The organism is Flavobacterium sp. LM4, assembly GCF_002017935.1.
Taxonomy (GTDB): Bacteria; Bacteroidota; Bacteroidia; order Flavobacteriales; family Flavobacteriaceae; genus Flavobacterium; species Flavobacterium chungangense.
In genome coordinates this window covers 132,187-155,301 of record NZ_MUFW01000003.1, presented here as the reverse complement: position 1 = coordinate 155,301, position 23,115 = coordinate 132,187, and the positions used below count along the sequence as shown (strand labels likewise).

The following is a 23,115-nucleotide window of genomic DNA, read 5'->3' as shown; positions in this document are numbered from 1 at the left end:
GTCTAAAAAGTCAACGATCTAACTATCTTTTTTAATGTTCCGAGATCACTTCTAATTCGGTTCTGAAAGAAAGCATTTTATCGGCAAACAATTCCTGGGCTTCCTGACGAAATTTTGGTGCATCTTCAAGATAATATTTCTCTAAAGTTGCTTTGCTGTCTGTAAAATACTGAACAGAATATGTAATTCCCCCCATTTCTTCTTCAATCAAAACTTTTACGATTCGTGCTGAAGAAAACTTGTTTGTAGCCAGAATTTCCGGTATATGTTTTTCCTGCATCCATTTTAACCATTGGTCATGAACGCTTTCGTGTATATTGGTGGTAACGTTGTAAATAATCATTTTTTTCTTAGATTATTAGATTGTTAGACATCTTAGATTGTTAGACATCTAATGATCTAACTTTCTAATAATCCAAAAATCTATTTTTATAAATTCTTGTCTCCTCTTAACTCGCGGTATTTTTTTCTGGCATCAACAAAGTAAATACTATCCTGATGGTTAAAAATCACCTTTTCATACAAAGGTTTTGCTTTTTCTGTATCTTTTAATTCATCGTTGTAAATTTCTGCCGAAAAAAACAGCGCTTCATCTACATAAATTCCGTCGCTATGATGATCAATGATTTGCTGGTATTGGCTTAAAGCCGAATTATAATCTTTCAGACTTTCATATATTTTACCTAAACGCAACATTGTTACAGCTTCAATTTCCTGTCCCTTGAAAGACTTCAAAATATTCTGAAACTGTATAATTGCATCTTGTTGTTTATTTTGATAAATTAAAAAATCACCTTTTGCAAATTGCTTCAAAGCCGTTTGTGTCGAATCAGCAACTGTATTGTCATTGATCAGCAAAAAATATTCCAGGGCATCATTTGCAATTAATTGTGTATTGGCCGACTTTAATTCCTTGAATTGTTTTAAAGCCCATTCAAAATCTGTTTTAAAATAACTTGCTTTTGCTGCTTTTAAACTTGCTTCGTGAGACATCACATCATTCTTCAAATCCAATTGAATTTGTGAATAATAAATCAATGCCTGATTGTATTTTTCTTCCAAAAGCAAAATATCACCCAATTCCATTTTGGCATCTGCTTTTTGATACTCATTCAAATTAAGCTCTAAGGCTTTTTTCACAACTGCCTTGCCTTCTTCTGCCTTTTTTAAATTAAAAGCCAGGAAATGACCCTGAATTATTTGCAAAGATAAGGTAAAAGGAGTTATTCCGTAAGTTGCAAGCAAATGTTCCAATTCGATAGTGATGCCCGGGTAATCCTTTTCCTGCGCCTTATCAATTTTAATTTGCATCAAATTAGCATTGGTCTGAATCAGTAAATTTAAATCTTTGGTATTCAGTAAAATAAAATTCAAAATTTCAGTAGCCGTTTCAGTATCATTTTCATTCAGTGCAAACTGACTTAGATTAACTATACTTGTCAACGATTCCGGTTCACGTTTATAAATGGCCTTTTCCTGAATAAAAGCTTTTCCAAATTCTTTCTGCTGTACATAAAACCAACTTAGATAATGGTTCCAAAATACATCCTGATTTTGTTGTGTTTTCAGGATTAAAGCCTTACGCATAGCATCTTTAAAAGCCGTATTATCATTTTCACCGTTCATAAAACGGGATAATTGTGCCTGTATCAGATTTGAATTTTGTGGATTTTGAAATGATTCTGTCAGTAAAAGATCTATCATTAAATCGGTTTTCCCTAATTGCCCGTACAACATTCCAATCTGGAAATTAAAATTGTAATTGGGCTGCACCTGCATTGCGGTTTGGTAGGATTTCAAAGCATATTCAAGCAATACTTTTTTCTCGAAAGAATTCGCAACTCCGTAAACATCATTCGGATTCGTTTTTATTTTTTCGACAGCCTGATCATAATAATTTTTAGCTTTAGATTCGTTTTTCTGTAATTGAAAATTATATCCTAATTCGACTAAAAAAACACCCTGTTTATATCTATTATACCTTTCCTGAATAGCTTTATCAGCATTGGTAAATTGCTGCAGCTGCTGATAACATTCAACTGTTCTTAAAAAATACTGCGTATTGGATGGTACACTTTTTAAAAGCTCTTCATAACTGATTTTTGCTTTTTCGAAATCACCTTTATCATAATAATATTGAGCGAGCTGCTCATTTTGGGAGAATACAAAAGTAGACCACAACAAAACGATATAGATACAGATGTTTTTCATATTTCGGTTTTTAGAAGCTAACTTTAAGCATTATAAAATTTCAATGTATTCCTTTTTTGCTTTGATTTCCAGATTATCAAAGTTAATCCAATTAAAATAAAGGGAATGCTTAAAATCTGTCCCATATTAATTGGCATATTATTTTCAAAAACTTCCTGATTTTCTTTGAAGAATTCAATTATAAAACGAGCCAGAAACAATAACGTGAGGAAAAAACCAAAAATCAGTCCCTCTCGTTCTTTTATTTTTTGTGATCGGAACATAAAAAACAAGAAACCAAAAATAAACAAATACGAGAATGCCTCATATAACTGCGTTGGATGTCTGGGAATCAAATCATCTCTTTGAAATACTACTCCCCACTTTCCATTAGTTGGTTTCCCGTAAATTTCTGAATTCATGAAATTACCAAACCTGATAAAAGCAGCTGTAATAGGAACGGCAACAGCCATTCTGTCTAAGATCCACAGCAGCTGTACTTTATGTTTTTTGCAGTATAACAGTATCGCAATTAAAACGCCAATAGTTCCACCGTGACTTGCCAAACCCTGAAAACCAACAAATTCATACGAGCCTTTAATTTTTTGAATTGGCAAAAGTATTTCTATCGGATGTTGAATAAAATAAGACAGTTCATAAAAAAAACAATGTCCAAGCCTGGCTCCAAGTACTGTACCAACAATAACATAAATCAGCAAACTATCCAGACTTTCTAAAGATACATTTTCTTTTTTATAAATATTTCTAACAATATAAAAACCAAGCAGGAGTCCGGCAGCAAAAAATGCTCCATAATATTTTAGAGGAAAAGTATCTGTTATCCAAAAAATAACAGGATCGACATTCCAGTTTAATATTCCGCTCATTTTTCCATTGTTTATTGTAAAAAAGAAAACCTAACAGGTTTTGGAAACCTGTTAGGTTTAGCTAATTACTATATAATTAATTTATAATATCAAATCCGCAGTAAGGACGTAAAACTTCAGGGATTACAATTCCTTCCGGAGTTTGGTAATTTTCTAAAATACCGGCCAAAACTCTTGGTAAAGCTAATGAACTTCCATTAAGCGTATGAGCCAATTGGTTTTTTCCGTCTTTATCTTTGAAACGTAATTTCAAACGATTTGCCTGGAAAGTCTCAAAGTTAGATACAGAGCTAATCTCTAACCAGCGATCCTGTGCGGTAGAAAATACTTCGAAATCATATGTCAAAGCCGAAGTGAAACCCATATCACCGCCACACAAGCGTAAAATTCTGTATGGTAATTTTAACTCTTTTAAAATATTTTTTACATGTTCTACCATTCCGTCAAGTGCTTCGTAAGACTTATCCGGATGTTCAACGCGTACAATTTCAACTTTATCAAATTGGTGCAAACGATTTAATCCGCGTACATGCGCTCCATAAGAACCTGCCTCACGACGAAAACATGGGGTGTAAGCTGTATATAAAACCGGTAATTCCGTTTCTGTTAAAAGTACGTCGCGGAACAAATTTGTAACCGGAACCTCAGCCGTTGGAATCAAGTATAAATCATCAATCGTTGAATGATACATTTGTCCTTCTTTGTCCGGTAGTTGTCCGGTTCCATAACCAGAAGCTTCGTTTACCAAATGAGGCACCTGAACTTCGTTGTAACCTGCAGCCGTATTTTTATCTAAAAAATAATTGATTAAAGCACGCTGTAAACGAGCACCTTTTCCTTTGTAAACCGGAAAACCTGCACCAGTAATTTTTACACCCAATTCAAAATCGATAATATCATATTTTTTTACCAGTTCCCAGTGAGGTTGTGCGCCTTCATGTAAAACCGGAATATCACCTTCTTCAAAAACATTTAGATTTTCTTCGGGCGTTTTCCCTTCTGGAACAATATCAGCAGGAAGATTAGGTAATGTATATAATTTATTCGTTAATTCGGTAGCTAAAGCTTCTGCTTTTTCGCCTAATTCTTTACTTTTTTCTTTTAATGAAACTGTTTTCTCTTTTAAGATTGCGGCTTTTGATTTCTCTCCCGCTTTCATTAATTCACCAATATCCTTGGATAATTTATTAGATTCAGCTAAAGTATTGTCTAATTCTGCCTGTGTTGCGCGACGATTTTCGTCTAATTGCACCACCTCTTCCACAACGCTTTTAGCATCGATATTTCGTTTTGCTAAAGCCTTGATTACTTTCTCCTGATTTTCTCTAATAAATGCGATTTGTAACATAGCTTGGTTTTTATAACTATTGTATTTTTTATAACGGAAGCAAATTTAAGGAAATGTTTCCTAAGATTACGACAAACTTTTAAGGGAAAAATGCATTATAAAGGTTGTTTCGCAAAGTTTTACCAAGGTTAGACAGAGATTTGTCAGGTTTTTTATTAAAGAAGATCAAAATGAATTTTCCCAAAGACGAAAAACAGCATTTTTATTTTTCATACGGTTAATTTGCTGATAACGCTTTTGTATGTTTTTATACTCGGTATTACCTATTTTTTCAATTGTAAAATCGATTTTAGTTAAGTCTGATTTTAGAAAATGTTATTCCTTAATCACTTTAAATGTTTCTGAAGATTCTCTGTTCGAAATTTTAAGAATATAAAACCCTGAAGATAACCCCGAAACATCAATTGATCCATTTGTACTTTTTCCGTTCAGGATTGGATTAGATTCGAAATCAAAGAATGAATAATCAAAGTTTTTAGAATTAAAATTCTCAATTGAAATCACAGAAACTGCAGGATTAGGAAAAACATACGCCGCTTGTTTTTGAACTATTTCGCTCTGAATATTATTGCAGGCGCTTTCTAATAGAGCATCCAAATCATTTTCATCAAACATTAAGGTATAATTCAGCTCTTTTGCTTTTGTAAATAACTGACATGCTTCGTCATATTTATTCTGTTCCAAATAAATAATTCCAAGATTTTTCATTGCATAGGAATTGTTTTTATCCATTTCCAAAGCTTCTTTAAGATCTTTAATCCCTTTTTCAGATTCCCCTAATTTATGATAAAGTAAACCTCTTGTCGTTTTTAAATCCCTTCCGCCGTAATCTGATGAATGATCTATTATTGTTTTTTCTTTCTTAAAAGCAATTTCAATATTTTCCATTGCCTTATCATACTCTCCTAAATCCGAATATAATTTGGCAATCCCCCATCTGGCATGACCATGTTCCGGCTTTTCTTTTATAATTTTTTCTAAATAATATCGTGCCAGATCATTGGATTTTCTTAGTTGTAAATAATTAGCAAAATTGTATAAAATTCGAGAATCACCCGGAGCACAAATCATTGCTTTGTAAAAATACTGAAATGCAGGATTTTCCATTTCAAGGCTCATATAAGTATTTGCCAGTACATCATAAAGGGAGCTTTTGAATTTTTCTCTGCTTGCCTTTATAGATTCTGAAACCACTTTAGTGGTATCTTTAGGTTTTTTATTTATCAGAAATTCGGCTCTTTTTAAATCCTCGAGCGCTAAAGTTTTATTTCCAAGGCGGGCTCTTAGATAGCCCCTTGTTGTAATATCTTTGATATTTGTCGGGTTATAATTCGTTTTTAGATTCAGTTCTGTAAGTGATTTGAGCATTTTTTCTGTTGCCTCTTCACTATCTTTATTAAAAGGCAGTTTATGATCGATTCTGCTGAGCAGTTTTCCGTGCAAAAAATTCCAGGTAACGAGTTTCTCCCCTTGTCTGTTATATTGAAAACAATTCGAATTCTTCCTGCCCTTTTCATCATGATAAAAAACCTCGTTCAAATTTCCGTTTGGATAATATGTTTTAATGCTGTCTTTAATGTTATCCGTACCATACCAAATCTCTATTGAAGGTACCTGATCATCATAAAAATAACGGGTAACTCTATTAGATTTATTGTAACCCTGAGCCAATAAAAAAGCAGGGAAAAGCATAAAGGCAAATACTATTTTTTTATACATAATTTATAGGTTATCGTTTTGAACTTACAGTTTTAATTATCCAGAAATCTGTATCTTTCATCTTTTTTAAACTCATAAGTATTTCCGTTATACTTTATCCTTTCAGATTCTTTTTTAACTTTCATATTACTTTGTTCTTTGGTCCCATTTTCCCGGTCTTCTTCAACTGCAACTTCGTATAAAAAATTTTTTGAAACAATTAAATCCAAAAAACCATTTGTTTCTGTATCAGAAATTATCAAACCTGTCTCTAAAGTTTCCAATTCAAAAGAGCCTCTGTCATTAGAATCTCCCTGCGTTTTTCTAATTGGGTATTCGTATAAAAGTTTTTTAATTTTATTATTTACCAATGCAATAATCGTAAATTTTTGCTGAGAATATAAAGCAACACGACTTCCTGAGCTTTCTTCTGTATAAAATGCAACTGCTGTTGTATTTTCGTTGAGCTGAAACAGATTATTAAGAATATATGTTTTCGAAAACTTCATTCCTTCATTTTCATTATAACTCAAATTAAAATCTGTTTCCTGATCAATGATTTTTCCATCAGCTTTATTAACAAAAAGATATTTTCTTTCAAAAAAATCTCCCGGGTCATCCTCTCCTGTATTTTCTTTTTCGGATTCTTCTGTTTTAACAAAATAAGTAATTACAAAAAAGGCGATTTTATCGTTGTAACTTATAGAAGTTGTTTCATTGATTTTTAAATCAGCATACCTTATGTTTAAATTTGTGGTTACTTTTTTCAAAAGAGCCAAATCGAGTTCTTTAGACACTATTATAGCATCATTATCTTTAAAAATAAGTTTTTCAATAAGTTTTTGTTTCACATTTTCGGGCTGAGCGTGTAAGGCTAAAGCAGTGTCATTATCTTCAATGGCTTGTTTTTTGTTTTTTTCGCAGGAGCTTAAAAATAAAAAAGTGCCGATGAGAATTAAGTAGGTTTTGATTTTCATTGGTTTTGATTTTAGTATTGGGGCTTTCAAATATAAAATATTCTTAATAAGCTTTTTAAATAAAATCAAAAATTTAAAATCATTTTACAGAGATATCCAAAAATTTGCAGAGATTTTTTAAAAAATTAACAAATTTAGAAAAGACAGAATTTTAAAATTTTTTATTTCAGACTTTGAAAAAACCTTTAAAGACTGAACCTTTGTTTCCTGTTTTATGCTCTCTTAATCTCATGGCCTACAAATTTCTCCAAAACCTCAAACATATCATCTACAGAAAGTACTTCGGTATCAGGATGTGATTTGAGGAATGCAGCATTTAATACGGTTATATTTTCCTCCAGTTCAAAAAACAAATCATTATTTAAAAGATCCCGAAACGGATTTGGCCCTTCTAATTTTCCCTTTAAAAATTTACCAAGTTTGATATTGCTTTGTAATCGCAGTTTCCTGCTTTGCTCCTGAAATAAGGCTAAATGCTTTTCGGCACCAATTATGGTCAAACCTTCTTCAATCAATTCGTTCAGTTCTTTATTCCATCCGGAATCATATACAAACTTTGCGAAATTACCTTCGGTATATTTTGAAGTATAATAATCTAAATAATAACTCAATAAAGCATCTTCATGTATTAAATCATCATCGATTTTTTCTTCGCGCATTAAATTGATTACCGAAATATTTGAATTAACAACATCCTGAGGATATTCGCTGTTTATTGCTGTTTCTGAAATTATTATTCTTCCGAATTCCTCCATTTTTATTTTTGTTTTGGGATTGTTTTATATGCCATCATCGTTATTACTCTTTTTTTCATTCATTTTTGCAACTAAAGCTTTCAATCGCAATGCACGTTCTTTTTTTTCCTCCTGAAGCTTAGCGTTTTTCCGATTTAACAATTTGGTATGCAAAGCCTTATTTTTAGTGTTTTTTTCGGGTCCTTTAGCCATAGTATAAAACTTTATGTGACCGCAAATATAAGAAACGTAAACTGTAATAAATTCTTAGGACGTTTTCTCCGTACCTGACTATCTGCTTACTAAAGCTAAATCATAAGTTTTTAACGGAAAAGGATTAAATGATTAGAAAATAATGAAGACCATCTTAGTATAACAGAGAAAACAAATTTTAATCATAAAGTAATACTAAAATAACGTATGGAAGGTTAATGCTATAATTGAAATACAAGAATAAAACGTAATTTTATTCCCTCTAAAAAGGTTTCAAGCACTAAAAACAGGAAGGTATGACAGAAAGAAAAGCATTAGAATATTATGTTTTAGACGTATTCTCGAATGAAAGTTATAAGGGAAATCCGCTCTCTGTTGTTTTTACTACCGGAAATTTAGCACTGAAAACGTATCAGGATATTTCTAAAGAATTTGGTTATTCCGAAACTTCTTTCGTCTACTATTCAAAGGGACAAAAAGCATTAAATGTTCGTTCGTTTACTCCAACCGGAATCGAAATTGACGGTGCAGGTCATAATTTACTGGGTGCAGTCTGCGGGACTTTGCTTAAAAAAATACCAATATTTGACGAACAATCAGAAAACAACCGATTTGTAATCATGAAAAAATCTTCGATTTCATTAACGGTAAGTTTTGACTCGGTTACACAATATCCTGTTGTACAAATGCATCAAAAATTGGCTGTTATCAAAAAGGAAATACCTACTTATAAACTTGCTGTGGCGCTTGGTTTAAAAATTGAAGATTTAGATAGTAATGATTTTGTCCCAACAATTGTAAAAACCGAAGTCGCTCATACTATGGTGCCCATCAAAAACAGTCAAATTTTAAACAGCATCGTTCCTGATCACAAGCTTCTAATTGAAATTTCAAAAGAATACCAATCAGAAGGATTTTATTGTTTTACCATTTCAAATCAAAAGGAAGACAACATTGCCGAAGCCAGATTTTTCAATCCCGTAATCGGAATTTATGAAGATCCTGCTACGGGAACAGCTGCCGGTCCATTAATTGGTTTTTTAACTTCAAAAAAACAGGCAAAACTGAATACTGAATATAAAATTTTGCAGGGTGTAAAACTAAATCAGCCTTCTATTATTGAAGTCATGATAAGAGAAAATGATATTTTGGTTGGAGGTTCTTCGATTATTACGATGAAGGGTGAGCTTTATATATAAAAATAATGATGAAAAAATTATTAACTACTATTTCTGAAAAAGCAATTAAAAATGAAGATTTCAATTTCACATCAGAACAAATTGAAAATAATTGGCTAGGAACTATTCCTGCAACTGAAAAACAAATAAGCAATACTGAAAATAGACTCGGTGTAAAATTACCTAAGGATTACATTGAGTTTATAAAAATAACTAATGGTTTTTCTGCACCAAATGATATAGAACCAAGTTTTGAAAATATCTCAAATATTGATTTCTTAAAAAATATTGAACCCTTTACAATTGAAGCTTATTCTTATTTACCAGAATTAAAAAATGCCATTCTTATTGCAGGAATAGAAGAAGAACAATATTTTTTACTCATCCCTCCCGAACCAGAAAACGAAGAATGGAAATACTGGAAATTTGCTAATTGGTATCCAGGTGAACATCCTTTCGGAAATTTGAATGAATACTTTAAAGACGTACTTGAATTTATAGTCAAAGAACACGAATCATAAAAAAAGCTGCATTAAAGTGCAGCTTTTTTTATCGTTCAAAAATACAATTTCTTAATTCGTTTTCATAGGCGGTAAATCAAATGCAACAGAATCATGTTCGAAGTTGTTTCTGTGACCGCCATCGCAAAAAGGTTTGTTTGCAGATAATCCGCAACGGCAAAGCCCTAATGCTGCTCTTCCTTGTAATCCGTAAACTGTTCCTTCCGGATCCATGATTTCAAAATCTCCTTCAATTTTGATTGATCCGTTTTTATTGATAATTAGTTTTGTCTTGCTCATAAAATTTGTTTTTTCGACCGCAAAGATTGCGAAATATATTTTGAAGATTTTACTTGTCGTGTTAGTTTAAACTGGTTCTATTTTATGAGTGTTTTTACCACAGAGATACACAAAGTTTTCACGGAGGTTCACAAAGGGATTTAATTGTTGTACTAAAATAGTCTCGCCGATATGCAAAGTTTTATTTTAACCATAGATTATAAAAAAGATTTAAATGATTTTTACTTAAATCTGCTCAATCTGTGTGCAACAAAACTTTGAGGCTTTGCGACTTTGCGAGATTGAAAAAAATAAAAAACCTTAGCGAATCTCTGCGCTTTTTCTTTGTGAATCTCTGTGAAATAACAAAATCTCAATTCTATTGCTTATTTTTGCACTCAATAAATTTGAAAGATGAAATGAGCAAAACCAAAATTGGCCTTACACACCAAAATTTAATGAGCGAATTACAGACGACAAATAAAAAACAATAATATCAACATATGATACAGAATCCTAAAAGATATACGATTACAGCAGCATTGCCTTATACCAATGGACCAATCCACATTGGGCATTTGGCGGGGGTTTACGTGCCTGCAGATATCTATTCGAGATACCTGCGTTTGCAGGGAAAAGACGTTGCATTTATTTGCGGAAGCGATGAACACGGTGTTGCCATTTCGATGAAAGCAAAAAAAGAAGGAGTTACGCCACAGGAAGTTATTGATAAATATGACGGAATTATTAGAAAATCGTTTGCTGATTTTGGAATTTCGTTTGATAATTACTCCAGAACTTCGGCTAAAATTCACCATGATACCGCTCAGGAATTCTTTAGAACATTGTATGATAAAGGCGATTTTATTGAAGAAGTGACGGAGCAGTTGTACGATGCAAAAGCAGATCAGTTTTTGGCAGATCGTTTTGTTGTAGGAACCTGTCCAAAATGTGACAATCCGGAAGCTTACGGAGATCAGTGCGAAAAATGCGGATCGACTTTGAATGCTACCGATTTGATCAACCCAAAATCAACAATTACAGGTGAAACTCCAATTTTGAAATCGACCAAACACTGGTTTTTACCTTTGGACCGATATACTGATTTCCTAAACGAGTGGATTATAAAAGGTCACAAAAATGACTGGAAATCGAATGTTTACGGACAGGTAAAATCATGGATCGATGGAGGATTAGAACCTCGTGCGGTAACACGTGATCTTGACTGGGGAATTGATGTTCCGGTTGAAGGTGCTGAAGGAAAAAAACTTTACGTTTGGTTTGATGCGCCAATTGGCTATATTTCATCAACAAAAGAATGGGCAGCCCGTGAAGGAAAAGACTGGGAACCGTACTGGAAAGATGAAGACACGAAACTGGTTCACTTTATCGGGAAAGACAATATTGTTTTTCACTGTATCATTTTCCCGGCAATGCTAAAAGCCGAAGGAAGCTATATTTTACCAGACAATGTTCCTGCAAATGAGTTTTTGAATTTAGAAGGAAACAAACTTTCGACTTCAAAAAACTGGGCAGTTTGGTTGCACGAATATTTAGAAGAATTTCCGGAAAAACAGGATGTTTTGCGCTATGCCTTAACCTCAAATGCTCCTGAAACTAAAGATAATGATTTTACATGGAAAGATTTTCAGGCGAGAAATAACAATGAACTGGTTGCTATTTTCGGGAACTTTATTAATCGTGTTGTGGTTTTAACCAACAAATATTACGACGGATTTGTTCCAACTCCAAATGAATTATCTGAAGTTGACGAGAATACTTTAGCCGAATTAAAAGCATATCCGGCTGTGATTTCAAGTTCGGTAGAGCGTTACAGATTCCGTGAAGCTTTAGGCGAATTGATGAATGTTGCCCGTTTAGGAAATAAATATCTTGCCGATGAAGAGCCTTGGAAAGTAATGAAAGACAATCCGGAGCGTGTAAAAACCCAAATGTATGTAGCACTTCAAATTGCGGCTGCTTTGAGCGTTTTGGCTGAACCGTTTTTACCCTTTACTGCTTATAAATTGTCAAATATTCTAAAAAACCAAGGAAAACTGAAATGGAATGATGTTACTGAAAATTCAGAATTGATTCCGGACGGACACCAAATTGGCGAGGCAGAATTATTATTCGCAAAAATTGAAGATGAAGAAATACAAAAACAAATAGATAAATTGGAAGCTACAAAAACAGCTAATCTTGCTGAAAGCAAACAGCCGGAACCTCAAAAAGATTTGATTCAGTTTGAAGATTTCGCTAAAATGGATATTCGTGTAGGAACTATTCTGGAAGCCGAAAAAATGCCAAAAGCAAACAAACTTTTAGTGCTTAAAGTAGATACAGGAATCGATGTTCGTACGATTGTTTCAGGAATTGCAGAGAGTTTTTCACCTGAAGAAATAATCGGGAAACGTGTTTCTGTATTAGCTAATCTGGCACCAAGAGCATTACGTGGTGTTGAAAGCCAGGGAATGATCCTGATGACAACAAATGCCGAAGGTAAACTGGTTTTTATAAATCCAGATGCTGATGCTCCAAATGGGGAGACGGTAAATTAAAAAATTAATTTTATTTCGATAAAACTTACAAGGGAAGTTATCTGCCTAAACATCTGGCAGATAATTTTCTTTATTTAGACACATTTGTACAAATAATCGCAATAGATTATACTTTCTAAGAATAAATCTCTAATTTTGAGTATATAAAGAAAACATTATGGACTTGACTGCACAAATAAAAAAGAATTTAATATCGAGAATCAAAGATTCTAAAGATTTGAATTTTCTAAATGCACTTCAAACTATTTTTGATTCATCTGAACAAGAGCTTTATGAATTGTCAAATGATCAAAAAAAGGCAATTGAGAGTAGTCGTTCGGAGATCGAAAATGGAAATTTTCATAAAAATAAAGAAGTAATCTCAGAAATGCGAGAATGGCTAAAAAAGAAATAGTTTGGTCTTCTTTTGCTAAACTTCAGCTACAAAATGTTATTGAATATTATTTAATTAGAAATGAAAGTCCAACTTACAGCTTAAAACTGCTAAATGAAGTCGAAGATTTATTAGACACACTTTCAAATTCAGAACTGATTGGAAGACTTACTTCAAACAAAATTACCCGTGTTATTTCTATGAAAGTTTATCTAATATTCTATGAAATAAACGAAAATCAAATCCAAATAGTATCGTTTTGGGATAACCGTCAGGATATTAAGAGCAGAAAAGTAAAATAATCGATAGTTATTAAAAATCCTGATACCAATTTGCAGAAATGGAAACTATAAGTTAAACGTTAAAGCCATTAAGAATTTAATAATGATGAGCTGTATCAGAACCAGTAAAATGTTAGCCAAAACACAGAAACCATTTTCAGATAAACAAATTCAAAAGGCCTACAGCGAATTGGCAAGATATTAAAAACAACAAAAAGCGTAAACCAATTAACATTTTTAATTGATTTACGCTTTTTACTTTCATAGTATTTGCTTTGTAAACTATCTTTGCAAAAAATAAAATATTCGCAAATTGATACAGCACCACACTCCAATCTATAAAAAAAGAACTTTTTTAATCTTTTTATTCCTAAGCAATCTAACCGCTTTCGCACAGGAAATTGTAAATTCAATACCTCTGGAACCAAAAAAAAGTAGTGCTGTTTTTCAAATTGCTAACCCTGAAAAAAAAACAGTTACATTGTTTGTAAGAGACTCACTAAAAATAAAAGCAATTAATCTGAATGAAAAGATGCAAATTGCGGACAGTATCTCTGCTAAAAGGCCAAATCTTAAAACGTACACTAATATAATTGGTTATAATAAAAGTAATGGCAACACAAGATTATTTTGGTCGTCTACTAATTATGAAGCCATTTTTGCCCAATTGTTTAATACTAATAGTCGTGAAACCATAACCAAGGAATACAAACTGGTTTTAAAAAACGAAAAAGTTATACAAAAATTCAGTCAGGACGAAAACTTTTACATCCTGACAGTTTTAAAAAACAGTGATATCTTCAAACTGTATATTTTTGACAGCGAAGGCAATTATACAGAAAAAATGATTACCACAGAAGGATTTCACTTTTTCACATCAGACTATAAAAAATCAGATCTATATACCGCCTTTTCCGAAAGTTTATTGCCTTTTGAAGCACCTTTCTCTTTACAAAACATCACTGTTGAAAATCAAACATCATTAATAGACGCTGCCAAAAAAAGAAAATGCTATTTTAACAATAAACAACTTGTAATCACCCTTGATACCAACATCGATTTTACTCAGATGATTTTAATTGATTTACAAAGTTTTACTGCTACCGAAAAGATGATAAAAAAACAATATTTGGTTGGCGATCGAAAATTTTTAAATTCAAATTCCTTTTATTTTGACAATAAACTATATCAGCTAAAAACCTCATCAGGCATCATTTATTTCACTATAAAAGATTTAGAGGATAACGTACTAAAAGAATATTTTGCCAATTCAACGAAACCAATTGCCTTTAAAAATTCAGAATTTCATGAACAGGGTGGCAGTTTAAGAGCTAAAAGAACTTTAGCAAGCAGTCCGCTGTTTATTCTTAAATCAAACAATTTATTTCTTGGACTTTCCTGTTATCAGACGGGTCTAAACACATTCATTACTTTCGGAGGTGTATCAGAGTTAAAACAATCAGCCGATCAAACTACAATAAATCAATTTGGGCTTACTGAAGATATTGTATTTAGTACATCAATGGAAGATTTCGATTCCAGTTCTAACAGAAGAGTAGTTAAAACAGAAGGATTGTTTGATACTGCAGGAAATCGTATTAAAGGAAAATTAGTGCCATTGGCATCTGATAAAATCAGTACTTTTTTTGATAAAAATAATACTATTTCAGCACAAACATTATTCAAATTAGATGCTTACTATCTGGGATATTACGATAATAAAACAAAAGAATATATCTTTAGAAAATTTGAAGATTAATACAAAACTCCTGATTTTATGAATCGGGAGTTTTTTTCTGAAAGAACGCTTTCAAAATGCTAATTTTGCATTTTCGCTTAATAAAACCAAAAATGAAACTCACCAAACCAAGATTAGCCTTAATCTGCGGCATACTTTGTATTTCCATCTTTCCTATCTTGGTAAAACTCAAATTAACGCCAGGATTAATTTCGGCATTTTACAGAATGTTTTTTGCGGTGACATTACTTTTGCCTTATGTGCTTTTGAGCAAAAACTTTAAACTGCCAACATTAAAATTTACTCTCTTAGCTGCACTTTGCGGTATTCTGTTTGCTTCAGATGTTGCCGTTTGGAATATCGCCATTCAGGACTCGAGTGCTACTCAGGCTTCGTTACTGACCAATCTGTCTCCGGTTTGGGTAGGAATTGGTTCTTTTTTATTCCTGAAATCAAAACCTGCTACTAACTTTTGGATTGGAACATTGGTATCCTTATTTGGAATGGTGACTTTGGTTGGCTTTGCCTTTTTTGTGGAATTGAATTTCAATCAGGCATTTCTGTTTGCTGTTTTATCCGGTATTTTATATTCAATTTATCTTTTGATCAGCAAAAATGTTCTTTCAAAGGTGGATGTTTTATCGTTTATGACTATTAGTTTATTCGCTTCCAGTATTTATTTAGGGATACTTTGTTATTTACTAAACGAACCTTTTACCGGATTTTCAGATAAAGGCTGGTTTGTATTGATATTGCAGGCGGTAATTTGTCAATTGTGTGCGTGGCTTTCGGTAAGTTATGCAACCCAGCACATGCGTGCTACGAGAGTTTCGCTAAGTTTATTAAGTCAGGCTGTAATTACTTCAATATTAGCTTGGTTGTTTTTAGAAGAAAAAATAACTTTACAAATGGTTATTGGCGGAATCATTTTGCTTTTCGGAATCCGGATTACTTTTTACGATAAGACTATTTCGTTAAAAAAGCTTTCTTCTAAGACTGATTAAAGGTTTCACGCAGATTCGACACATTGAACAGATTTTTTAAAATTATTTTAATTTGTTCTGCAAATTAGAGGACATTCGTGTAATTCGCAGCAAAAAAACCTGAAACAAAGAAAACTTCAAACTTGAAACAAAATATACCATGTTACATAAAAACAAAATACCCAACTTAAAAGTAATCGCATTTGATGCCGATGATACTTTATTTGTAAACGAACCTTACTTTCAGGAAACCGAAAATAAATTTTGTGCCTTAATGGAAGATTATCTTTCGCATCAGGGAATTTCTCAGGAACTATTTAAAATCGAAATTGAGAATCTTCCTTTATACGGTTACGGAATTAAAGGATATATTTTATCGATGATCGAAGCGGCAATGAATATTTCGAATAATACCATTCCGGTTGAAGTCATTGAAAAAATCATTCAATACGGAAAAGAATTACTGGAAAAACCAATAGAATTGCTTGACGGAATCGAAGAAACCCTTCAGTCATTACACGGGAAATACAAACTGGTCGTAGCTACAAAAGGCGACTTAAAAGATCAGCACAGCAAATTGCATCGCTCCGGTTTGGGGCATTATTTTCACCATATTGAAGTCATGTCAGACAAACAGGAAATTGATTATCAAAAATTGTTAGGCCGTCTGGATATTCAGGCGCATGAATTTCTGATGATCGGGAACTCGTTAAAATCAGATGTGCTTCCGGTTTTAGGAATTGGCGGATATGCCGTTCACATTCCGTTTCATACCACCTGGGAACATGAAAAAATCAATCATAAAGTGGAACACGAACATTTTAGTTCATTCGAAAAAATTACCGAAGTTGTTCATAATTTACTGTAATGAAAACACTTTTAGATTTAGAAAACTGGAACAGAAAAGAGCATTTTGAACATTTCAGTAAGATGGAAGAGCCTTTTTTTGGCGCTACCGTAGAAATTGATTGTACCAAAGCCTATCAAACCGCTAAAAAACTAAAGACTTCTTTTTTTATCTTTTATCTGCATAAAACTTTGGTTGCGGTAAACTCGATTGAAAATTTTAAATATCGCATTTCTGAAAATCAAATCTACATTAATGATCGTGTAGATGTTTCTGCAACAATTGGCCGCAAAGACGATACTTTCGGCTTTTCATTAATAGAATACAATCCGGCTTTCAGAATTTTTGAAAAGAATGCTTATACAGAAATTGAGCGTATCCAAAACACTCCCGGACTTTTTACAAGATCGTTTGATGATGATAATCTGATTCACTTTTCGGCGATTCCGTGGATAAATTTCACTTCACTTTCTCACGCACGCAGTTACACTTATCCGGATAGCTGCCCTAAAATTTCTTTTGGAAAAATGATTACCTTAGAAAACGGGAAAAAATCGATGCCTGTGTCTGTACATGTTCATCACGGATTGATGGATGGATTGCATGTAGGTCGGTTTGTAGATTTTTTTCAAGAGCTTATGAATCAATAAGAAGATAAAAAACGGAACAATATTTGAGCGTAAAACGATATGAAAAAACTATTCCTTATTTTATACGTCTTTTATAATGCTGTCTCATTCAGCCAGACAGTATTAAATTCTTTTTCATTAAACCTAAACAGGCCTTTAGAAAATGGTCAGATACTCAATATTGAAGATGTAAAAACTAATGACATTTATGTTTTTGCAGCAGATGATAAATACATTAATATCTTAAAATACAATAAATCTCTTTTCCTCAAAAATCAATTTACCGATTCTATAAAAATGGAAAAAGACAGGTCTTTAATTGGTCATAGTATTGGGGATGACGGAAATCCTCTGCTTTATTGGGCCACAAATAATTTAAGAAACATCCGAATTATTAAATATTATCTGGAAACAAAAACTTCAAAAGCTTTAAATTTTGATTTGTCACCAAACAACGAAAATGTAATAACGACTTACCAAAAAAACAATAATTTTTATATGCTTTGTAAGGAAACAAATAGGCAGCATCTGATACTCTATGAATTTAATAATGGAAAGGCCGAAGTAAAAATGTTTGATTTATCCGGAATCCTGTTTCAGAATGATAAAGAGCAGAATTTGGCTTTCAATACCGTTATCCGATATTACCCAATTGAAAAAATAGATCCTGATAGTTTTAATACCTTAGATAAAACGATTAAAAAAACCAAAATGTATGTATCAGGCGATCATATTTTTTTGACATTCGATTACAGTTTAAAAAAGACCCACGTTTTAGATCTAAATACTATCACTGTAGATGTTACCGAGAAAAATTTCAATCAGCCTGTCTCTAAAACACCATCAAAAACTTCCAACTCTTTTTTTTACGAAAACAAATTAATGCAAATCAAGGCAGGCAAAGAAGAACTATTGTTTGACATCAAAGATTTTGATTCAGGCAAAACACTTAAAAGCCTCTCTGTCTCAAAAAAAGACTCCGTTAATTTTAAAAATTCACCCTTCTTTTTACAGATAAACGATAAAAATCCTCAGGAGGTAAAAACTACTGAGAAGTTTTTAAAACAGCTTTCAACATTAAATGCAGGAATAACAGTTTTTAAAAACAAGAAAAATACATCAATATCTTTTGGCGGATTTGTAGAATATCAGATTTCAGGTTTTGATAACATACAGAGCAATTTACTGGCAGATTTTTTTGATAATGACTTTGGAGGCTACTCTGAATATTCAAGTAAAATGGCTTATTTTGATGCTATGCTTAATTCGGATTTAGAATTTGTAAAAAACAAACAATCAGAACCTTTGGCTATTGATAATGTTTTTTATTATTTAAGTATCAATAAAAATATTTCGCTGCAAAATATTCTTAAACTAAAAGATTATTACATTTTGAGCTATTATGATATAGCTTCAAAGCAATACATAATGCGGAAATTTACAGACGGGTTTTATTATGAAGAAAAAAATTCAATCATTAATAAAGCCATTTTCTCACAGCCTATTTCTTTTGATAACCTTAAATCGACTAAGAATTAATCGAAATGTTCTTATGTTTTTCAGATATCCAAAAAATGGTTTGAATTATTTTTTTTAACTTTACAAAAAAGACATCTATTATGTTATCAAAAAATATTGAAACGGCTTTAAACAAACAAATCCGTATAGAGGCAGAATCTTCTCAAACGTACCTTTCAATGGCTTGTTGGGCTGAAGTACATGGATTAGAAGGAATCGCTCAGTTTATGTACACCCAGTCAGACGAAGAGCGTGCACATATGCTTAAATTGGTAAAATATGTAAACGAACGTGGCGGACATGCTCAGATTACAGATTTAAAAGCACCTAGAATATCGTATTCTACTTTTAAAGAAATGTTTGAGGAGCTTTATAATCACGAACTTTTTGTTTCGCAATCTATCAACGAATTGGTACACATCACTTTTGAAGAAAAAGATTATGCTACACATAATTTCTTACAATGGTATGTTTCTGAACAAATCGAGGAAGAAGCTACAGCTAAATCTATTCTGGACAAAATCAACTTAATTGGTGAAGACAAAGGCGGACTTTACCTGTTCGATCGTGATATTCAGCAGTTAACCGTTACGAGCTCAATTGCTATTAACCCAAAATAAAAAAGTTAAAATTTATTTAGAATATATAAAAATAATATTTTCTTTTTATATTTGTCACTGTTTTTAATACAGAGGAAAATTGAGCAAGAAAGAAAAAGACAAGGACAAGAAAAAGGATAAGAAGAAAAAGAAAAACAAAGATATCCTTGATAAAATTAAGAAGATTGAAAACTGTAAATCTTCTTGCTGTGAGAAATACAAAAAAAGTGAAAAGAAACGCTGCTCACGCTGTCCTATGTTTGATTTATTCAAAAAGACTGCTTAACGATATAGACAAAACCCACCCAATTTTTCGGTGGGTTTTTTAGTTTTGAATTGCGGTCAACTTCTTATTTTTAAAGACTAAAATTTATATGGAAAACCAAATCATAATTCCACAATCTGCTCTTGATTTTTTGCAGCAGCTTAAAGAAAACAACAACAAATCCTGGTTCGAAGCGCATAAACAAGAATATCTAATCGAGTTAAACCATATTGAAACTTTTGCAGAGGCTTTACTTCACGAACTTTCTAAAACAGATGTTCTGGAAACCCGTTCAGGCAAAAAAAGTGTGTACCGAATTTATCGTGATATTCGTTTTTCTAAAGACAAAACTCCGTTTAAAACTTTTTGGGGAGGCAGTTATACACGCGCAACAGCGGCAAGACGTGGTGGTTATTATTTTCATCTTGAAAAAGGAAACAGTTTTTTTGCCGGCGGCTTTTGGGGACCCAATGCAGCAGATTTAAAACGCATTCGAACCGAATTTGACCATGATTCTGAATCATTTAAAAAAATACTAAATTCAAAAGTTTTTAGAAATACTTTTAGAGCTTTACAGGGAGAACAGCTCAAAACAGCACCAAAAGGTTTTGACATCAATCATAAAGCTATTGATTTACTTCGCTTTAAACAGTTTTTGATTATTAAACGTTTTACAGATGATGAGGTTTTGAGTCCGCAGTTTTTAGGACAGGCTTTGGAAACCATGCAGAATATGAGACCCTTTTTTGATTATATGAGCGAAATACTCACTACTGACATAAACGGCGCTTCGATTTTATAATTATATCTTTTATGATTAGAATTAAAAGTTGTCAGGCTGAGCGGAGTCGAAGCCCCTTCTCTAAGGATTATGTTTAATGATAATAAAAAACCCGACAGGTTTTAAAGCCTGTCAGGTTTAACCAACAAATAAAAACATTACTTGCTAAGCAATAAAATTTCGTTTACAACAACTTCTGTAACGTAGCGTTTCTCTCCGTTTTTATCATCGTAGCTTCTGTGGGTTAGTTTTCCTTCAACGGCGATTTCTTTTCCTTTTACAACATATTTTTCGATAATTTCGGCAGTTTTGCCCCATGCAGTAACACGATGCCATTCGGTTTGCTCTACTTTTTCACCTTTATCATTGGTGTATTTATCATTAGTAGCAATACTTAAATGCGCTAATTTTCTTCCGCTGTCTAATGTTTTGATTTCTGGATCATTACCTACATTACCGATTAATTGTACTTTGTTTTTCATGGCGTATACTATTTTTAAGGGTTATATAAAATCGAATTCGTTCGTCAAATTCAACAGTGCAAAGATGTGACGGGTTTCAAAGATTAGTCGGTAGCAAACTATTTACTTTCGGTTGTAACTGTTTGTAACCGTTTGTAAATGGAAATATTTTACTATATTTGAGAGAAATACACCACATGCAGACTCAAATAAATAAGGTAGAATTAAGAAATTTAGAATTTGATGACTATAAACAGTTAAAGAATTCAATGGTGGAATCCTATCCTGAAATGGCCAATTCATATTGGGAAGCTGATGAAATCGAAAAATTGCTTTCTATATTTCCCGAAGGTCAGCTGGTTATCTTAGTTGATGGAAAAGTAGTGGGATCTGCATTATCATTAATTCTTGATGAAAAATTAGTAGACAAAAAACACAACTACAAACAAATTATTGGTGATTACTCTTTCTCGACTCACAATCCAAACGGAGAAATCTTATACGGAATAGATGTTTTTATCCATCCAAATTATCGCGGGCTTCGTTTAGGAAGACGTTTGTACGATGCCCGAAAAGAATTATGCGAACAATTGAACCTTAAAGCAATTGTTTTTGCAGGCAGAATTCCACATTATGCGCAGCATTCTAAAAAGATGACGCCAAAAAACTACATCGACAAAGTAAAGCACAAGGAATTACATGATCCTGTACTTTCATTTCAGCTAAGTAACGACTTTCACGTTTTGCGGATTATCAAAAACTATCTGGAAGGTGACGAAGAGTCTAAGGAATTTGCCGTTCTTCTGGAATGGAACAATGTTTATTATGATGAAAGTCCCAAACTGATTAATCTCGAAAAAAGTGTTATTCGCCTTGGACTTGTACAATGGCAAATGCGTCAATTGAATAACCTGGAAGAATTTTTTGAGCAATCAGAGTTTTTTATTGATGTGGTTTCTGGGTACGGAAGTGATTTTGCCCTTTTCCCGGAACTTTTCATTGCGCCTTTAATGGCCGATTACAATCATTTATCTGAAGCCAATGCAATTCGGGAGCTTGCCCGACATTCTGATCCTATCAGGAAACGTTTTCAGGAGTTTGCTATTTCTTACAACATCAATATTATTACCGGAAGTATGCCTTATTTGGAAAACGGTAATTTGTATAATGTTGGTTTTTTATGCAAAAGAGACGGAACTTCCGAAATGTATACCAAAATTCATATCACACCAAACGAAGTGGTACACTGGGGAATGAAAGGCGGATCCCAATTTAAAACTTTTGATACCGATTGCGGTAAAATAGGAATCCTGATTTGTTATGATGTCGAATTTCCGGAACTCCCACGATTACTTGCAGATGAAGGAATGAACATTCTTTTTGTACCCTTTTTGACCGATACTCAAAATGGATATACCCGTGTAAAACATTGTTCGCAGGCACGTGCCATCGAAAATGAATGTTATGTGGCGATTGCTGGTTGCGTGGGGAATCTTCCGAAAGTAAATAATATGGATATTCAATATGCGCAGGCAGCCGTTTTTACGCCTTCGGATTTTGCTTTTCCGAGCAACGGTATCAAAGCCGAAGCCACTCCAAACACCGAAATGACACTTATTGTTGATGTTGATTTGAATTTACTAAAAGAACTGCATGAACATGGAAGTGTACATACGCTGAAAGATAGAAGAACAGACTTATATGAAATAAAGAAAATTGATTCATGAAAACATGCCTCGAATGCTCCGAAAAAATTGTAGGCCGGGAAGATAAAAAATTTTGCTCAGACAGTTGCCGCAATGCCTACAACAATAAAATAAATAAAGACAGCACGAATTTTATGCGCAATGTAAACAACAAACTGCGTAAAAATTACCGTATTTTGTCTGAATTAAATTCGGAAGGAAAATCAAAAGCAACACGTGATAAAATGCTCAATAAAGGTTTTGATTTTGATTTCTTTACCAATATCTTGCAGACCAAAACAGGGAATACCTACTATTTTCTGTACGATCAGGGATATCGGTCTTTGGACAATGATTATTTTATGCTCGTAAAAAAAGAAATTTAATACC

25 protein-coding genes are annotated in these 23,115 nt (G+C 32.8%); 15 read left to right on the top strand and 10 right to left on the bottom strand.

All coding sequences use genetic code 11. The features are described 5' to 3' along the window. Nucleotides 1–31 precede the first annotated feature (31 nt). The 8 genes from BXU10_RS18145 to BXU10_RS25060 all read right to left on the bottom strand — a co-directional run bounded on the left by BXU10_RS18145 (nt 32) and on the right by BXU10_RS25060 (nt 8,047). A complete protein-coding gene (locus BXU10_RS18145; RefSeq protein WP_078228964.1) occupies nt 32–343 on the bottom strand; it encodes a DUF4286 family protein in 312 nt (103 codons plus the stop codon). 86 nt (nt 344–429) lie between these two features. Further along, nucleotides 430–2,211, bottom strand: a complete 1,782-nt coding sequence (locus BXU10_RS18140) for a tetratricopeptide repeat protein (protein WP_078228963.1) — start codon at nt 2,209–2,211, stop codon at nt 430–432. A 23-nt stretch (nt 2,212–2,234) separates the two neighbouring features. Beyond that, nucleotides 2,235–3,077 carry a prolipoprotein diacylglyceryl transferase gene (gene lgt / locus BXU10_RS18135; protein WP_078228962.1) on the bottom strand — a complete coding sequence of 281 codons (843 nt, stop codon included), beginning with the start codon at nt 3,075–3,077 and terminating at the stop codon, nt 2,235–2,237. Nucleotides 3,078–3,153: 76 nt separating this feature from the next. Further along, the gene (gene serS, locus BXU10_RS18130; protein WP_031456654.1) at nt 3,154–4,425 is read right to left on the bottom strand and encodes a serine--tRNA ligase; all 1,272 of its coding nucleotides are present in this window, start codon (nt 4,423–4,425) and stop codon (nt 3,154–3,156) included. A gap of 315 nt (nt 4,426–4,740) precedes the next feature. Then, entirely contained in the window at nt 4,741–6,144 is a 1,404-nt protein-coding gene (locus BXU10_RS18125; RefSeq protein WP_078228961.1) for a tetratricopeptide repeat protein, read from the bottom strand. A 32-nt stretch (nt 6,145–6,176) separates the two neighbouring features. Beyond that, the gene (locus BXU10_RS18120) at nt 6,177–7,100 is read right to left on the bottom strand and encodes a hypothetical protein (protein ID WP_078228960.1); all 924 of its coding nucleotides are present in this window, start codon (nt 7,098–7,100) and stop codon (nt 6,177–6,179) included. A 212-nt stretch (nt 7,101–7,312) separates the two neighbouring features. Then, complete coding sequence (locus tag BXU10_RS18115; protein WP_078228959.1) at nt 7,313–7,855, bottom strand: hypothetical protein; 543 nt, start codon at nt 7,853–7,855, stop codon at nt 7,313–7,315. Nucleotides 7,856–7,879: 24 nt separating this feature from the next. Next, nucleotides 7,880–8,047, bottom strand: coding sequence for a hypothetical protein (locus BXU10_RS25060; RefSeq protein WP_180907764.1), 168 nt, complete (start codon nt 8,045–8,047; stop codon nt 7,880–7,882). A 296-nt stretch (nt 8,048–8,343) separates the two neighbouring features. On the opposite strand from BXU10_RS25060, the gene BXU10_RS18110 reads away from it, so the two are divergent. Both BXU10_RS18110 and BXU10_RS18105 read left to right on the top strand, forming a co-directional pair. Further along, nucleotides 8,344–9,246 (top strand): PhzF family phenazine biosynthesis protein, encoded by a 903-nt coding sequence (locus BXU10_RS18110; protein ID WP_078228958.1) that lies wholly within the window; start codon nt 8,344–8,346, stop codon nt 9,244–9,246. Between the two features lie 5 nt (nt 9,247–9,251). Continuing rightward, nucleotides 9,252–9,746: an SMI1/KNR4 family protein gene (locus BXU10_RS18105; protein WP_223255507.1), complete on the top strand. Its 495-nt coding sequence runs from the start codon at nt 9,252–9,254 to the stop codon at nt 9,744–9,746. A gap of 51 nt (nt 9,747–9,797) precedes the next feature. On the opposite strand, the gene BXU10_RS18100 is transcribed toward BXU10_RS18105, so the two are convergent. Further along, nucleotides 9,798–10,025, bottom strand: a complete 228-nt coding sequence (locus BXU10_RS18100) for a CDGSH iron-sulfur domain-containing protein (protein ID WP_031456662.1) — start codon at nt 10,023–10,025, stop codon at nt 9,798–9,800. 482 nt (nt 10,026–10,507) lie between these two features. Between BXU10_RS18100 and metG the strand changes: the two genes are divergently transcribed. From metG to BXU10_RS18045, 11 genes are all read left to right on the top strand, one after another. Next, entirely contained in the window at nt 10,508–12,565 is a 2,058-nt protein-coding gene (metG, locus tag BXU10_RS18095; RefSeq protein WP_078228956.1) for a methionine--tRNA ligase, read from the top strand. Nucleotides 12,566–12,722: 157 nt separating this feature from the next. After that, nucleotides 12,723–12,959 (top strand): hypothetical protein, encoded by a 237-nt coding sequence (locus tag BXU10_RS18090; RefSeq protein ID WP_078228955.1) that lies wholly within the window; start codon nt 12,723–12,725, stop codon nt 12,957–12,959. Beyond that, the gene (locus BXU10_RS18085) at nt 12,941–13,240 is read left to right on the top strand and encodes a type II toxin-antitoxin system RelE/ParE family toxin (protein WP_078228954.1); all 300 of its coding nucleotides are present in this window, start codon (nt 12,941–12,943) and stop codon (nt 13,238–13,240) included. The genes BXU10_RS18090 and BXU10_RS18085 overlap by 19 nt, the downstream gene beginning before the upstream one ends. 292 nt (nt 13,241–13,532) lie before the next feature. Further along, entirely contained in the window at nt 13,533–14,978 is a 1,446-nt protein-coding gene (locus tag BXU10_RS18080) for a hypothetical protein (RefSeq protein WP_078228953.1), read from the top strand. A 92-nt stretch (nt 14,979–15,070) separates the two neighbouring features. Then, a complete protein-coding gene (locus BXU10_RS18075; protein WP_078228952.1) occupies nt 15,071–15,961 on the top strand; it encodes a DMT family transporter in 891 nt (296 codons plus the stop codon). A gap of 139 nt (nt 15,962–16,100) precedes the next feature. Next, nucleotides 16,101–16,808, top strand: a complete 708-nt coding sequence (locus BXU10_RS18070; protein WP_031456666.1) for an HAD family hydrolase — start codon at nt 16,101–16,103, stop codon at nt 16,806–16,808. After that, on the top strand, nt 16,808–17,437 hold the full coding sequence (locus tag BXU10_RS18065; protein WP_078228951.1) for a chloramphenicol acetyltransferase: 630 nt from the start codon (nt 16,808–16,810) through the stop codon (nt 17,435–17,437). The genes BXU10_RS18070 and BXU10_RS18065 overlap by 1 nt, the downstream gene beginning before the upstream one ends. A gap of 39 nt (nt 17,438–17,476) precedes the next feature. Beyond that, nucleotides 17,477–18,955, top strand: coding sequence for a hypothetical protein (locus BXU10_RS18060; RefSeq protein WP_078228950.1), 1,479 nt, complete (start codon nt 17,477–17,479; stop codon nt 18,953–18,955). An 80-nt stretch (nt 18,956–19,035) separates the two neighbouring features. Further along, complete coding sequence (locus tag BXU10_RS18055; RefSeq protein WP_031456669.1) at nt 19,036–19,554, top strand: ferritin; 519 nt, start codon at nt 19,036–19,038, stop codon at nt 19,552–19,554. 79 nt (nt 19,555–19,633) lie between these two features. Continuing rightward, a complete protein-coding gene (locus BXU10_RS18050; protein WP_029271150.1) occupies nt 19,634–19,819 on the top strand; it encodes a hypothetical protein in 186 nt (61 codons plus the stop codon). An 88-nt stretch (nt 19,820–19,907) separates the two neighbouring features. Next, on the top strand, nt 19,908–20,600 hold the full coding sequence (locus BXU10_RS18045; protein WP_078228949.1) for a DUF2461 domain-containing protein: 693 nt from the start codon (nt 19,908–19,910) through the stop codon (nt 20,598–20,600). Nucleotides 20,601–20,737: 137 nt separating this feature from the next. On the opposite strand, the gene BXU10_RS18040 is transcribed toward BXU10_RS18045, so the two are convergent. Next, nucleotides 20,738–21,061 carry a single-stranded DNA-binding protein gene (locus BXU10_RS18040; RefSeq protein ID WP_031456671.1) on the bottom strand — a complete coding sequence of 108 codons (324 nt, stop codon included), beginning with the start codon at nt 21,059–21,061 and terminating at the stop codon, nt 20,738–20,740. A 176-nt stretch (nt 21,062–21,237) separates the two neighbouring features. Here BXU10_RS18040 and BXU10_RS18035 point away from each other — a divergent pair, with 176 nt between their 5' ends. Together BXU10_RS18035 and BXU10_RS18030 are read left to right on the top strand one after the other, a co-directional pair. Next, nucleotides 21,238–22,767: a bifunctional GNAT family N-acetyltransferase/carbon-nitrogen hydrolase family protein gene (locus BXU10_RS18035; protein WP_078228948.1), complete on the top strand. Its 1,530-nt coding sequence runs from the start codon at nt 21,238–21,240 to the stop codon at nt 22,765–22,767. Further along, on the top strand, nt 22,764–23,111 hold the full coding sequence (locus tag BXU10_RS18030) for a hypothetical protein (RefSeq protein ID WP_031456673.1): 348 nt from the start codon (nt 22,764–22,766) through the stop codon (nt 23,109–23,111). Before BXU10_RS18035 ends, BXU10_RS18030 begins: the two co-directional genes overlap by 4 nt. Nucleotides 23,112–23,115 lie beyond the last annotated feature (4 nt).